The 13,923-nt window shown below is 68.9% G+C and carries 11 protein-coding genes; 9 read left to right on the plus strand and 2 right to left on the minus strand.

The genetic code is table 11. The features are described 5' to 3' along the window. Window positions 1–64: 64 nt before the first annotated feature. The 6 genes from rapZ to tpiA all read left to right on the plus strand — a co-directional run bounded on the left by rapZ (window position 65) and on the right by tpiA (window position 6,282). Entirely contained in the window at window positions 65–1,021 is a 957-nt protein-coding gene (gene rapZ, locus NC7_RS09105; RefSeq protein ID WP_084456406.1) for an RNase adapter RapZ, read from the plus strand. Continuing rightward, window positions 1,018–2,082 (plus strand): gluconeogenesis factor YvcK family protein, encoded by a 1,065-nt coding sequence (locus tag NC7_RS09110; RefSeq protein ID WP_067981064.1) that lies wholly within the window; start codon window positions 1,018–1,020, stop codon window positions 2,080–2,082. The genes rapZ and NC7_RS09110 overlap by 4 nt, the downstream gene beginning before the upstream one ends. Next, a complete protein-coding gene (whiA, locus tag NC7_RS09115; protein ID WP_067493655.1) occupies window positions 2,073–3,056 on the plus strand; it encodes a DNA-binding protein WhiA in 984 nt (327 codons plus the stop codon). Before NC7_RS09110 ends, whiA begins: the two co-directional genes overlap by 10 nt. Before the next feature lie 201 nt (window positions 3,057–3,257). Further along, window positions 3,258–4,274 carry a type I glyceraldehyde-3-phosphate dehydrogenase gene (gap, locus tag NC7_RS09120; protein WP_067981065.1) on the plus strand — a complete coding sequence of 339 codons (1,017 nt, stop codon included), beginning with the start codon at window positions 3,258–3,260 and terminating at the stop codon, window positions 4,272–4,274. 4 nt (window positions 4,275–4,278) lie between these two features. Next, on the plus strand, window positions 4,279–5,493 hold the full coding sequence (locus tag NC7_RS09125) for a phosphoglycerate kinase (protein ID WP_067981066.1): 1,215 nt from the start codon (window positions 4,279–4,281) through the stop codon (window positions 5,491–5,493). 3 nt (window positions 5,494–5,496) lie between these two features. Further along, window positions 5,497–6,282 (plus strand): triose-phosphate isomerase, encoded by a 786-nt coding sequence (gene tpiA / locus NC7_RS09130; protein ID WP_067981067.1) that lies wholly within the window; start codon window positions 5,497–5,499, stop codon window positions 6,280–6,282. 54 nt (window positions 6,283–6,336) lie between these two features. Here the strand turns inward: tpiA and NC7_RS09135 are convergent, their stop codons facing one another. Further along, window positions 6,337–7,122 carry an META domain-containing protein gene (locus tag NC7_RS09135; protein WP_067981068.1) on the minus strand — a complete coding sequence of 262 codons (786 nt, stop codon included), beginning with the start codon at window positions 7,120–7,122 and terminating at the stop codon, window positions 6,337–6,339. Between the two features lie 111 nt (window positions 7,123–7,233). Here NC7_RS09135 and NC7_RS09140 point away from each other — a divergent pair, with 111 nt between their 5' ends. From NC7_RS09140 to NC7_RS09150, 3 genes are read left to right on the plus strand one after another with little or no spacing between them, the layout of a single operon-like run. Further along, window positions 7,234–8,841, plus strand: a complete 1,608-nt coding sequence (locus NC7_RS09140) for an MFS transporter (RefSeq protein ID WP_067981313.1) — start codon at window positions 7,234–7,236, stop codon at window positions 8,839–8,841. 34 nt (window positions 8,842–8,875) lie between these two features. Beyond that, entirely contained in the window at window positions 8,876–9,109 is a 234-nt protein-coding gene (gene secG / locus NC7_RS09145; RefSeq protein ID WP_067493884.1) for a preprotein translocase subunit SecG, read from the plus strand. Window positions 9,110–9,145: 36 nt separating this feature from the next. Next, complete coding sequence (locus NC7_RS09150) at window positions 9,146–9,706, plus strand: hypothetical protein (protein WP_157101901.1); 561 nt, start codon at window positions 9,146–9,148, stop codon at window positions 9,704–9,706. On the opposite strand, the gene NC7_RS09155 is transcribed toward NC7_RS09150, so the two are convergent. Further along, on the minus strand, window positions 9,707–13,891 hold the full coding sequence (locus NC7_RS09155) for a non-ribosomal peptide synthetase (RefSeq protein ID WP_067981070.1): 4,185 nt from the start codon (window positions 13,889–13,891) through the stop codon (window positions 9,707–9,709). It lies immediately after the preceding gene. Between the last annotated feature and the right edge of the window lie 32 nt (window positions 13,892–13,923).

Below are 13,923 nucleotides of genomic sequence, written 5' to 3' on the forward strand. Positions count from 1 at the left end.
TGCGCCCGATACCCGAACCGGTGCGGGATGATCGAAAGGCACCCAGAAACGGATCCGGTAGGACATGACAAGCGTCGAATCGAACAACAAGGCGGGGGCGGCACCGGACAACGCCGGGACAGTCACCGACACACAGCAGCCAGTAGAAGTGGTCATCGTCACCGGCTTGTCCGGCGCGGGCCGCGGCACCGCCGCGCGCGTGCTGGAGGATCTCGGCTGGTACGTCACCGACAATCTGCCACCGGAACTGATCGGCCGGATGGTCGAACTCGGTGCCGCCGCCGACCCGCCGATCCGGCGGCTCGCGCTGGTCATGGACGTGCGCAGCCGCTTCTTCACCGGTGACCTCTCCGGTGTCACCGAGCAGTTGCGCGCCGCGGGCATCCGCACGCGGGTGCTGTTTCTCGAGGCCTCCGACGACGTGCTGATCCGGCGCTTCGGCTTCGCCAGGCGCAGGCATCCGCTGCAGAGCGACAGCCCCGACGGCACCCTCTCGGCTGGCATCACCGCCGAACGGGTGCGCCTGTCGGCGGTGAAGGCCGCCGCCGATGTCGTCATCGACACCACCGAGCTGTCCATCCACCAGTTGCACCGCAAGCTGGAGGAGGTCTACGGCGCGGGCGTGCCCGCCGCACTGCAGCTCACCGTGCAGTCCTTCGGTTTCAAGTACGGTGTTCCCCTCGACGCCGACACGGTGTTGGATGTGCGTTTCCTGCCGAATCCGCATTGGATTCCCGAGTTGCGGGAACACACGGGCCAGGAGTCGGTGGTCAGCGACTACGTACTGTCGCAGCCTGGCGCGCAGGACTACCTGCGCACCTGCCACCACCTGGTCGACCTGACCACGACCGGATACCGGCAAGAGGGGAAGCGATACATGACGGTGGCAGTGGGGTGCACCGGCGGCAAACACCGCAGCGTCGCGATCGCCGAGGCGCTCGGGGAACGCATCGGTGCCGACACCGGCCCCGCGGCGGTCGACGTCGTGCGCGTGGTGCACCGGGACCTGGGGCGCGAATGAGTGGATGGGAAGCCGACCCAGCCGTCGTCGCGCTGGGCGGTGGTCACGGCCTGTACGCGACGCTCACCGCGGTGCGCAGGCTGACCAGGCGGATCACCGCCGTGGTCACCGTCGCCGACGACGGCGGGTCCTCCGGACGCCTACGCGCCGAACTGGGCATGCTCCCGCCCGGTGATCTACGGATGGCGCTCGCCGCGCTGGCCGAGGACGCCGACGGCATCTGGGCCACCACCGTGCAGCACCGCTTCGGCGGATCCGGCGCGCTCGCCGGGCACTCGCTCGGCAACCTGCTGCTCGCCGGGCTCACCGACATCCTCGGCGATCCGGTCGCCGCGCTCGACGAGGTGGGCAGGCTGCTGCGCGTCACGGGCCGGGTGTTGCCGATGTCTCCGATCCCGCTCGATATCGAGGCGGAAGTATCCGGGCTGGAAGCGGATCCGCGGATCGGGCGGTGTGTACGCGGTCAGGTCGCGGTGGCGACCACACCGGGTAAGGTCCGCCGGGTGCGGCTGATTCCCTCGGATCCACCCGCCGGCCCGGCGGCCGTCTCGGCGATCGAACACGCGGATGTCGTTGTGCTCGGGCCGGGTTCGTGGTTCACCAGTGTGATCCCGCACGTGCTCGTCCCCGGTCTGCGCGACGCGTTGGTCCGCACCAGGGCGCGTAAGGTACTCGTGCTGAATCTGGCTGCGGAACCGGGGGAGACGGCTGGCTTTTCCGCCGAGCGACATCTCCATGTATTGTCCCAGCACGCACCGGGTTTCGCGGTCGACGAGGTGCTCGTCGACTCGGCGTCGGTGCCCGAGGGGCGGCAGCGGGAACATGTGTCAAGAGCCGCCGAACAGTTGCGTGCACGGGTAACGTTCTGCGATGTGGCCGAGCCGGGAACGGATCGGCATCATCCCGGAAAACTAGCCGCCGCACTGGATCAGCTGATTCGGTCGCCGCGGTCGCAACTGGCTGGGCTTCGAGTCGAGAGACAGCACAGTGCCACGGATGTGCACGGTGTTGCAGAAGAGCGTTCGGGGTCGGTGGGAAAGGAGCGCGTCTCGTGGCGATGACAGCCGAGGTGAAGGACGAGCTGAGCAGGCTCGTGGTGTCGCAGGTCAGCTCACGCAAGGCGGAATTGTCGGCCCTGCTGCGGTTCGCGGGCGGTCTGCACATCGTGGGGGGCCGGGTGATCGTGGAGGCCGAGGTGGACATGGGGTCCATCGCCCGCAGGCTGCGCCGCGAGATCTTCGAATTGTACGGCTACGGCTCCGATGTCCACGTGCTCGGCGCGGGTGGCCTGCGCAAGACCTCCCGCTACGTGGTCCGGGTGTCCAAGGAGGGCGAGGCGCTCGCCCGCCAGACCGGGCTGCTCGACGTGCGCGGCAGGCCGGTGCGCGGGTTGCCCGCCCAGGTGGTCGGCGGCAGCATCGGTGACGCCGAAGCCGCGTGGCGCGGTGCGTTTCTCGCGCACGGTTCGCTCACCGAGCCGGGGCGGTCCTCCGCGCTCGAGGTGAGCTGCCCGGGTCCGGAGGCGGCGTTGGCGCTGGTCGGCGCGGCGCGGCGGCTCGGGATCACCGCCAAGGCCCGTGAGGTGCGCGGCACCGACCGGGTGGTGGTGCGCGACGGCGAGGCGATCGGCGCGTTACTCACCCGCATGGGCGCCCAGGACACCCGACTCACCTGGGAGGAGCGGCGCATGCGCCGCGAGGTGCGCGCGACCGCCAACCGGCTGGCCAACTTCGACGACGCCAACCTGCGCCGTTCGGCCCGCGCGGCCGTCGCGGCGGCGGCCCGGGTGGAACGCGCACTCGAGATCCTGGCCGACGACGTGCCCGATCATCTGGCCGCGGCGGGCAAGCTGCGCGTGCAGCACCGGCAGGCCTCGCTCGAGGAACTGGGTCAGCTCGCCGAGCCGCCGATGACCAAAGACGCTGTCGCGGGCCGCATCCGGCGCCTGCTGTCGATGGCCGACCGGCGCGCCAAGGACCTCGGTATCCCCGATACCGAGTCGGCGGTGACGGCCGAACTTCTCGACGACGCCTGAGGATTCGCGCCACCCGGCTGTGGCGTATCCGACGTTTAGGGCATAGCGGTCATGTGCGATCGCTATGCCCTTTACGCTGTGCATTCCAGGTGCTCAGAGGCGCGCGACTCACAAACCGCAGGTGGCTGTCGGTGGGGTTGGGTCGGCTACTACTGTGGTCATCGTCGGAATGAATCCGCTTGAAAGCTGAGGAGCGATAACGTGACTGTCCGGGTAGGTATCAACGGCTTCGGTCGTATCGGACGTAACTTCTTCCGTGCGGTGGAGGCGCTGAAGGCTGTCGGCAAGACCGATATCGAGATCGTCGCGGTCAACGACCTCACCGACATCAACACTCTTGCGACGCTCCTGAAGTACGACTCGATCCTGGGTCGCCTGCCGCAGGACGTCTCCGTCGACGGTGACACCATCGTCGTCGGCGAGCAGCGCATCAAGGCGCTGGCCATCAAGGAAGGCCCGTCGGCGCTGCCGTGGGGCGACCTGGGCGTGGACATCGTCGTCGAGTCCACCGGCATCTTCACCGACTCGGCCAAGGCCAAGGGCCACCTGGCCGCCGGTGCCAAGAAGGTCATCATCTCCGCGCCGGCCTCCGGCGAGGACATCACCATCGTGATGGGCGTCAACGACGACAAGTACGACGGCAGCCAGAACATCATCTCCAACGCCTCGTGCACCACGAACTGCCTCGGCCCCATCGCCAAGGTGCTCAACGACGAATTCGGCATCGTCCAGGGCCTGATGACCACCATCCACGCCTACACCCAGGACCAGAACCTGCAGGACGCGCCGCACAAGGACCTGCGTCGCGCCCGCGCCGCGGCCCTCAACATCGTGCCCACCGGCACCGGTGCGGCCAAGGCCATCGGCCTGGTGCTGCCCGAGCTGCAGGGCAAGCTCGACGGCTACGCGCTGCGCGTCCCGGTCCCGACCGGCTCGGTCACCGACCTGACCGCCACGCTGGCCAAGTCCGCCACCATCGACGAGATCAACGCCGCGATGAAGGCCGCCGCCGAGGGCCCGCTGCAGGGCATCCTCAAGTACAACGTGGACCCGATCGTGTCGAGCGACATCGTCACCGACCCGCACTCCTCGATCTACGACGCCCCGCTGACCAAGGTCATCGGCAACGAGGTCAAGGTCGTGTCCTGGTACGACAACGAGTGGGGCTACTCCAACCGCCTCGCCGACCTCATCGGTCTCGTCGGCAAGTCGCTCTGACGCGATGACGGTCAAGACACTCCAGGATCTCCTGGCCGAGGGTGTCGAGGGTCGGGGCGTACTCGTGCGCTCCGACCTGAACGTCCCCCTCGACGACAACGGCCGGATCACCGATCCGGGCCGCATCATCGCCTCGGTGCCGACGATCCAGGCGCTGGTCGAAGCGGGCGCGAAGGTCGTCGTGATGGCGCACCTTGGCCGTCCGAAGGGCGAGCCGGACCCGAAGTTCTCGCTGGCCCCCGTGGCCGCGAAGCTGGCCGAACTGCTGGGCCGCAATGTCCAGCTGGCCGGTGACGTGGTCGGCTACGACGCCCTCTCGCGCTCGGAGGGCCTCACCGACGGCGACGTGCTGCTGCTCGAGAACGTGCGTTTCGACGCGCGCGAGACCAGCAAGGACGACGCCGAGCGGGCCAAGCTGGCCGCCGCCTACGTGGAGCTGGTCGGCGACGACGGCGCGTTCGTGTCCGACGGTTTCGGTGTGGTGCACCGCAAGCAGGCCTCAGTCTACGACGTGGCCCAGGTGTTGCCGCACTACGCGGGCACGCTGGTCGCGGCCGAGGTCGAGGTGCTGCAGAAGCTCACCCAGGACCCGGCGCGTCCCTATGCCGTGGTGCTCGGTGGGTCGAAGGTCTCCGACAAGCTCGCGGTGATCGAGGCGCTGGCCCCCAAGGTCGACACCCTGGTGATCGGCGGCGGTATGTGCTTCACCTTCCTTGCCGCACAGGGCATTTCGGTCGGCAGCTCGCTGCTGCAGGAAGAGATGATCGACACCTGCAAGAGCCTGCTCGAGCGCTTCGGTGACGTGCTGCACCTGCCGGTCGACATCGTCGCGGCCGACAAGTTCGCCCCCGACGCCGACAGCAAGACCGTCGCGTCGACCGAGATCCCCGACGGTTGGATGGGCCTGGACATCGGCCCGGAGTCGGTGTCACGGTTCGCCGCGCTGCTCACCGAGGCCAAGACCGTGTTCTGGAACGGCCCGATGGGTGTGTTCGAGTTCGAGAAGTTCGCCGCGGGCACCCGCGGCGTCGCCGAAGCCATCGTGACCGCCACCGGCAAGGGTGCGTTCACGGTCGTCGGCGGCGGTGACTCGGCGGCTGCCGTGCGCACCCTCGGCCTGCCCGACGACGGCTTCTCGCACATCTCCACCGGTGGTGGCGCGTCCCTGGAATACCTGGAGGGCAAAGAGCTGCCCGGTATTTCGGTGCTGGAGGGCTGAGGCATGGCACGTAAGCCGCTCATCGCGGGCAACTGGAAGATGAACCTCAACCACCTCGAGGCCATCGCCCTGGTGCAGAAGGTGGCGTTCGCGCTGCCGGAGAAGTACTTCGCGAAGGTCGACGTGGCGGTCATCCCGCCGTTCACCGACATCCGCAGCGTGCAGTCGATCGTCGACGGTGACAAGCTGCTGCTCACCTACGGTGCGCAGGACGTGTCGGTGCACGACTCGGGTGCCTACACCGGTGAGATCAGCGGGTCGATGCTGGCCAAGCTCGGCTGCGCCTTCGTGGTGGTCGGGCACTCGGAGCGTCGTCAGTACCACCACGAGGACGACGCCACGGTGCTGGCCAAGGCCAAGCAGGCGCTGAAGAACGACATCACCCCCATCGTGTGCATCGGTGAGGGGCTGGGCGTTCGCGAGGCGGGCACGCATGTCGAGTTCAACCTCGAGCAGCTGCGTGGTTCGCTGAAGGGCCTGTCGGCCGAGGAGATCTCGAAGGTCGTCATCGCCTACGAACCGGTGTGGGCCATCGGTACCGGCAAGGTCGCCTCGGCGGCCGACGCGCAGGAAGTGTGCGGCGCGATCCGTGGCGAGCTGGAGAAGCTGGCCTCCCCGGAGGTCGCCGCCGGTGTCCGCGTGCTCTACGGCGGGTCGGTGAACGCCAAGAACATCGGCGAACTGATCGGTCAGCCGGATATCGACGGCGCGCTCGTCGGCGGTGCCTCGCTCAAGGGTGACGAGTTCGCCACCCTGTCCGCGATCGCCGCCGGTGGTCCGCTGCCCTGATCCGTACTGTGCCGAGGGGCCGGAATCCGTGGAAACGGGTTCCGGCCCTTTCGGTTATTGCTGGGCGCGCAGTTCCAGGCCGGTGCCGTCGGTGTTGCGCAGGGTGAGGGTGTCGGCATCGATGGTGGAGTCGGTGTGACCGTCGAGAACGCCGAGGACGTGCCGTTCGACGTCCATCACCTCCGGAGCGCACATCATCTTCGTCGTGGCGACATCGAAGCTCACCTGGCCGCCCGGGCCGAGTTGTGCGGTGCCGGTCAGGCGATTGCAGCCGGTGGTGCCGCTGACCGTGCCGTCGTCGGAGATCGTCAGGGTGGGTTTCGCCTCGTCGAGCGCGGCCGAGCGGATCTTCGCGTCCGGGGTGATCAGGGTCGTCGCGATCCAGGTGGTTCCGGTCAGCGATCTGTCCGGGGTGACGATTTTCTTGTCCGTGAGGTGGACGGTGACGTCCGCGCCGGTGAGGGTCAGGTCGTCGCCGTCGAGCCGCCAGGTGGGGCCCGCCTCGAGGAAGGTGGTCTGCCACGCGTCGGCCTGACCGCGTTCGCCGGGGCAACCCATCAGGGTGCCCGCGAGGCGGGAGACGCGCAGCACATTGTCGCTCAGGTCGACGGCGCCGCCGCTGGTGTTGCACCCGGAGTTCGCGGTGATCCGGCCGTCGTCGAAGGTGAGCGTCATCGGACCGCCGCCGGGGATCGCCCCGCCTTCCACCCGCGTCGACAGATAGGTGTGCCCCATCGGCGTCGGCTTCGGCGGCTGGTCGCCCGAGTCACCGGACGAACAGGCACTCGCCGCGACGGCGAGCGCACACAGGGCGGCGAGGCGGAGCGGGAATCCCGGCATCGGCCCATCGTACGTCCGCCCGTCGGCTGTCGATCACGCTCACCATGCGCTGGTGGCGGTCGATGCCGCCACCGCGTGGTGAGCGTGGGGCCACGGGCGGTGGGCGGGGATATGCTCGGGAATGTGACGGGTGTGGCGGGTGAGCGGGTGTCGACCTGGGCTCCGCTGCGGTCGCCGGTGTTCCGGGCGTTGTGGATCGCGCAGCTCGTGTCGAATCTGGGTACCTGGATGCAGACTGTCGGGGCGCAGTGGATTCTCGTCGATCAGCCGAATGCCGCGGTGCTCGTCTCCTTCGTGCAGACCGCGATCACACTGCCGGTGATGTTGCTGTCCATTCCCTCCGGGGTGCTGGCCGATCTGCTCGATCGGCGCCGGTTGCTGCTCGGTGCGCAGGCAGGCATGGCGCTGGCCTCGCTGACGTTGACGATCTTCACCGCGACCGGCCACACCACGCCCGCGGTGCTGCTCACCCTGTTGTTCCTGCTCGGCTGTGGGCAGGCGCTCACCGCACCCGCCTGGCAGGCGATCCAACCCGAACTCGTGCCGCGCGATCAGATCACCTCGGTGGCGGCGCTGGGCAGTATGAGTGTGAACATCGGGCGCGCGGTCGGGCCCGCCGTGGCCGGTGTGCTGGTGTCGGTGGCCGGTCCGACCGTGGTGTTCGGGTTCAACACGCTGTCGTTCGTCGGCATCGTCGCGGTGCTGCTGGTGTCGAAGTGGCCGGTCCGGGTGCGTACGTTGCCGAGCGAACGCCCGCTGGCCGCGTTGCAGGCGGGCACGCGGTTCATCCGGGCCGCGCCCGCCATCCGGCGGGTGTTGTTCCGCTCCATTCTGTTCATCGCGCCCGCCAGCGCGGTGTGGTCGTTGCTGCCGGTGATCGCGCACGACCGGCTCGGGCTGGCCTCGGACGGCTACGGCCTGCTGCTCGGTGCGCTCGGGCTCGGCGCGGTGTGCGGTGCGCTCGGGCTGTCGCGGCTGCGGGTGCTCTTCACGCCGACCCAGCGGTTGGCGTTGGCGGCAGTGCTGTTCGGGCTCGGTGCGGTGGCGACCGCGCTGGTGCACAACGTCGTGCTGGTGCTCGTGCTGCTCGTCGGCGCCGGGCTGGCCTGGTTGCTCGCCATGTCGACTCTGAACTCGACCATGCAGTTGTTGCTGCCCGCGTGGGTGCGGGCACGTGGGCTGTCGGTGTACATGCTGGTGTTCATGGGCGGGCAGGCCATCGGCTCGCTGCTGTGGGGCCTGGTCGCCGGGGCCTACGGCGCCGTCACCGCGTTGCTCATCGCGGCGGTGCTGCTCGGGGCGTGCGCGGTGAGCACCCTGTGGTGGCCGATCCGGCACAACGTCGAGGAGATCGACCTCTCACCGGCGGCGTACTGGCCCGAACCGCAACTCGTCGTCGAACCCGATCCGGCCGACGGGCCCGTGCTCGTGTTGCGCGGTTACGATGTGCCGCCCGAGGACATACCGGCCTTCACCGACGCGATGGCGCTGGTCGGGCGGTCGCGGCAGCGCACCGGGGCGATGGAGTGGCGGCTGTACCGCGATGTGGGGACCGTCGACCGGTTCGTCGAGGCGTTCGTCGTGCGCTCGTGGGCCGAGCACATGCATCAGCATCAGGTTCGGCTCACCGCGCGCGATCGGGAGATCGAACAGGCCGTGGCGCACTACGCGGCGGGGGCCGAGACCGTCTCGCATCTGGTCGCGGTCGAGCCTGGTTAGACCGGGCGCCCGCCCAGCACCTAGGATGGTCGCCATGTCGCTGTTCCTCGATATCCTCCTTGTGATCACCAGCGTGCTGTTGGTGCTGCTGGTGCTGCTGCACCGCGCCAAGGGCGGCGGCCTGTCCAGCCTCTTCGGCGGCGGCGTGCAGTCGAGCCTGTCGGGTTCCACCGTCGTGGAGAAGAACCTCGACCGCGTCACCATCTTCGTCGGCATCGTCTGGCTGATCGCGATCCTCGGCATCGGCCTGGAGATCAAGTTCTCCTGATTCCCCTGCGGTGACCCGTCACGTACGGTGACGGACATGAACTCTGGGGGAGTCGTGCGGTCACGTCGGTCGGTGCCGACCTGGTGGACCGTTGTCATGTGCTGCATCGCGGTCGCGACCGCACTGAGCTGTTGTGCCCTGCTCTGGCAGAACACGGTCGATGGGCCGATCGAACGTCTGCTGGTCGCCTTCGTGGTGCTCGGCGCGGTCGGTGTGCTGTGGTTCGCCTTCGGGATCGTCGGGCTGGTGGCGTTCCGTGGTTCCTGGCTGACCGTGGTCGCACCGTTGATCGTGGTGCTCACCGCTGTGCTCGGCGGGACAGGCGCCGCGCAGCGATTCGGTTGGTCGCTGTCCAAACCCGATTTCGAACGGGCCGCGCAGACATGCGAGCCGTCCACCACCGACCAGCGCATCGGACTGTTCACCGTCACCGAGGTTCACCAGGAAGACGGCGGATGCCTCTTCCGGACACCCGGTGGCTTCATCGGCAGTGTCGGCTACGCCTACCTGCCCGGCGGTGCACCCGAGCCGACGGGGGAGTACGACGAGACCTACCGGCCGTATGACGGTGTGTGGTACCGGTTTTCGGGATGGTGATCACCACGGTTCCTCGGCTGCGGTAGTCGCGAGCGCAGGTTCGGAAGGTTCTTCCACCCGGTCGAGGTGGTGGGCGAGCAATGGACCGATATGGGCGAAGACCGAGGTGTTGGTGAGCTGGGCGTGGGTGGCCTCGACCGGATGCTCGATCACCTCGCCGGTGAGGAACGGTTGCCACATGTCGCCGTCGAACATCGCCGTGATGCCGCGCGTCGCCGAGAAGTACAGCAGATCACCGTCGAATCGGGCGGGGCGGTAGGTGTGTGACAACCGCACGCCCGCGATGTAGCCCCGGTGCAGGCGTTCGAGCTGACTGGCCGAAAGCCCGGTGCCGAACGAGGTTTTCGTGCTCGCGAGGATCGCGGCCGCCTCGGCGGCGGTGACCTCCGGGGCGGCGTCGGCGTCCTCGGGTTCGTCACCGAGCAGGTGGGTCAGCAGGTCGCGCATGCGCGGTGTCGGTGGTTCCTCCGGGGTGAAGACGACGCTGTCGAGCATGGTCAGCACACCGACCCGGGCGCCGGTATCGCGCAGGCGGACGGCGAGGGCATGGGCGATCTGGCCGCCGAGCGACCAGCCGAGCAGGTGGTACGGGCCACGGGGTTGTCGTTCGAGGACTGCCGCGAGGTAGTGCTCGACCAGGTCGTCGATGGTCGGGGTGCCCGTGAGTTCGGTGGCTTGCAGGCCGTAGACGGGGCGGTCGGGGAGGTAACCGGTCAGGCCCGCGTAGCACCAGGCCAGCGGCACCGCCGAGTGCACGCAGAACAGGGGTGGGCGAGAACCCTTGCGGCGCAGGACGAGAACTGTGCCGAGTGCGTCGTCGTCGCTGTGGCCGTCGAAGGTGGCGATGCGTTCGGCCAGCGCCGCCACCGTCGGTGCGGTGTAGAGCCAGCGCACGGTGACGGGGACGCCGGTCGCGGCGGCGATGTCGGACGAGACGAGCACGCCGAGAAGGGAATTGCCGCCCAGTTCGAAGAAGTCGTCGTCGAGGCCGACGGGGGTGCCGAGCGTTGTGGTGATGCGGTCGGCGATCAGGCGTTGGAGCTCGGTGGTCGGTGGGCGGGTGGGGTTCGCGGTGATCGTCGGTGCGGGCAGGTCGGAGCGCACGACTTTCCCGTTGCCGCCCAAGGGAAGTCGGTCGATTTCTATCAGCATGCTCGGGACGAGGGCTTGTGGCAGCGCGGCACGCGACCGGGCCAGGACGGCGGCGGCGTCGACGTGCTTTCCCGGTACGGGAACCACGTAGCCGATCAGACGCGCGCCCGGTGTGCCCGCATCGGCCGCGGTGACCACGGCGTAGGCGATCTCGGGTTCGGAGAGCAGCACCGCCTCGATCTCCGCGGGTTCGATACGCCTGCCGTTGACCTCGAGCTGGGCGTCCAGCCTGCCGAAGAACTCGAACTCCCCGTCGGGACGCGCACAGACCAGATCGCCGGTGCGGTACAGGCGGGAGCCGTCACCGAACGGGTCTGCGACGAAGCGTGACGCGGTGGCGGCCGGGTCGTTCAGATACCCGTCGGCGACGCATGCGCCGCCCACGTAGAGCTCACCCCGCGCGGTGACCGGGGTCTGCCGCAGGCGCGTATCGAGGACCCACGTGGACACGCCCGGCAGGGGCTGGCCGACCGTCACAGCGCCCCCGGGGCGCATGGCATCCGTCTCGGTCACCATGATGGTGGTCTCGGTCGGTCCGTACCCGTTGAACAACCGCACCTGAGGCGCCCACTCGGCCATCAGCGCCGCCGGGCACACCTCGCCGCCGATCGCGACGACCTCGACGGCCGGAAGCTGCTGGGGTGACAGCGTGGCGAGCACGGCAGGCGCGGTCTGGAAGACGGTGCAGCCGGTGGTGCGGATCAGCTCGGCCATCTCCTGACCGGCCACGACCGTCGGCGGGGCGACGACCACCCGGGCGCCTGCCGCGAAACCGGCCAGCAGCTCGAGCAGGTGCGCGTCGTAGGTGGCGCTGTGGGAGTGCAGAAGAACCGAATCACGGTCCAGCCCATACTGTTTCAACAAGTAGTCGGTAAGGTAGCCCAGTGCGTGGTGGGCGACGACGACCCCTTTGGGTGTGCCGGTGGTGCCCGAGGTGTGGATCACGTACGCCGGATCGCCCGGCAGCAGCGGGCGAGGGCGATCGTGGTCACCGACCGGGGTGCCCGAGTAGCGGTTCGCCTCGGCCGGGTCGTCGATGGCGAGCCACGTGATCGCATCGCAGCCGACGCTCACCCACGAAACCGTCACCCCGACCGGCGCCCCACAGCGCGCGACGACCGTGGACAACCGGTTCGCGGGTTCGTCCGGATCGACGGGGACGAAGCAGGCTCCGGTCTTCGCCACCGCCCACAACGCCACCACCGATTCCAGCGAACGCGGAATCGCGACGACGACGAATGTCCCGGGGCCGACGCCGCGCGCGAGGAGTGCCCGAGCCCACCGCGACGAGTTCTCGTCCAGCTCCGAGTAGGTGAGGGTACGGTCCCGATCTTGCAGTGCCACTGAGGAATACGCCGCCTCGCGGGTTGCTCTGTCACCCGCTGTGTCCCGCGACCGCCGGGTCGGCTCAGGTGGGGCGTGGGGTGACCGGGGCGCTCGGTCCGACGACGACCTGTCGGTTGTGGCAGGGCCGGGGCCGAGGCGCTGCCGAACGGGTGCCGCCGCCGGGTTGTCGGTTGTCGAGAGCGCCGAGCGCAGGAGCTCGGGCAGGGTTCGGGTCGGTGTGTTCGGGCGTATTGCCTTGGGGAACACCCGGTTCGGTGACCGCATGGCGGAATCGGCGGCCGGGTCGTCGATCGTGATGGGGTCGTGCGGGTGGGCGGTGAGGAAGTGCGTGAAGTAGGTGAGGAACGTGTGGTGGTGGGTGAGGACAGCGTCGTGGGAATAGCGGGCGGGGTTGGCCTGGAAGTCGATGGAGACCTCGTCCGGGCCGATCTGGACGCCGTTGACATGCAGATCCGTGACCGGACCCAGGGCGAGCAAGCGCACCTGACCCGACAGGGGGCCCAGGTGTAAGGGCTCGGTGAAGGCGAGGGTGTTGACCACCGGGCCGAACCCCTCCCGCAGGGTGGGATGGTCGGCGCGGATGTCCTCGTGCCGATGCCGTTGATGACGCAACGCCCCGATCACCGCCGCCCGCACCTGTGCGATGACAGCGCCGACGGTGATGTCGTCCAATCCGGACAGCCGCAGCGGAACCACATTCGACATCGAACCCGCCGAACGACGCAGCACGGCGGTCGGTCGCGCGGTGACCGGGATGGTGAGAGTCACCTCGGCGCTGCCTGTCATCCGCGCCAGATAGCAACCGAAAGCGGCGATGACCAGCTCGGGGAACGTGGCCCCGTGCCGTGCCTTCGCCTCCGTGAGCAGCCGCACGGCCCCGGCGTCCAGGGTGGTGCTCACCTGATGTGGTCGGGTTGCGGGCGCTGCCACCCGCCGCGTCAAACTCACCGGTTCACCGACGCCCGTCAACTGCTGCCGCCAATACTCACGGTCCGATGCGGCGCGCGACGACGACCGGTAGGCGCGGTCCTCGTCCAGCAGTTGCGCGACGGTCAGCGGTCCCCGGCTGGCTTCGGCCGCCCTGCCACGCTGCGCGGTGGTGTGCTTGGCGGCTCCGTCGGACGGCTCCGGTTCGTGTCGTGCGGTCGCGCGTGGCATCGACGAGGCGCTTGCGCTGACCTGTCGTTCGGGGGATGCGGCGCGGTAGAGGTCGCCGGTGCGGGTGAGGAGGGCGGCGGCGCCCACGCCGTCGAGGACGATGTGGTGGCTGCGCAGGTAGAGGAGATGACGGGTAGGGGCGATGGTGAAGAGGGAGGCGACGGTGAGGAGAGGGGAGAGGGGATCGAGCGGAGCGCTGTGGTCGCGTTCCATGTGGTCGAGGGCCACGGCGACGGGGTCGGGGAGAGTGGTCAGGTCGACGATGTCGAAGGGGAAAGGTGCTGTGGGGTCGACGAATTGGTGTGGGACACCGTCGACGAGCGTGAACCGCACCTGCGGGGACTCGAGTTCGGCGGCGGCCCGCCGGGTGCAGCGGACGAGCAGGTCGAGGTCGGCCTCGCCCGCCAGATCCAGATACATCGCGACCGTCGCGGGGACGTCGGGGTGCAATTGCTGGGCCAGCCACCAGCTCCATTGTGCTTGCGACAGTGGACAGGTGATCCCGACATCCGACCGCACCGTGAACACGCCTCCATGGGTTGACACCGCACCGCTGAAAT

The sequence above is a fragment of the Nocardia caishijiensis NBRC 108228 genome (assembly GCF_001612825.1).
Lineage (GTDB): Bacteria > Actinomycetota > Actinomycetes > Mycobacteriales > Mycobacteriaceae > Nocardia > Nocardia caishijiensis.

Coding starts and splice junctions, on each gene's coding strand:
- NC7_RS09135 (WP_067981068.1), bottom strand. CDS start 7,122: ATGCCGGGATTCCCGCTCCGCCTCGCCGCCCTGTGTGCGCTCGCCGTC.
- NC7_RS09140 (WP_067981313.1), top strand. CDS start 7,234: ATGCTCGGGAATGTGACGGGTGTGGCGGGTGAGCGGGTGTCGACCTGG.
- NC7_RS09125 (WP_067981066.1), top strand. CDS start 4,279: ATGACGGTCAAGACACTCCAGGATCTCCTGGCCGAGGGTGTCGAGGGT.
- rapZ (WP_084456406.1), top strand. CDS start 65: ATGACAAGCGTCGAATCGAACAACAAGGCGGGGGCGGCACCGGACAAC.
- NC7_RS09150 (WP_157101901.1), top strand. CDS start 9,146: ATGAACTCTGGGGGAGTCGTGCGGTCACGTCGGTCGGTGCCGACCTGG.
- tpiA (WP_067981067.1), top strand. CDS start 5,497: ATGGCACGTAAGCCGCTCATCGCGGGCAACTGGAAGATGAACCTCAAC.
- secG (WP_067493884.1), top strand. CDS start 8,876: ATGTCGCTGTTCCTCGATATCCTCCTTGTGATCACCAGCGTGCTGTTG.
- NC7_RS09110 (WP_067981064.1), top strand. CDS start 1,018: ATGAGTGGATGGGAAGCCGACCCAGCCGTCGTCGCGCTGGGCGGTGGT.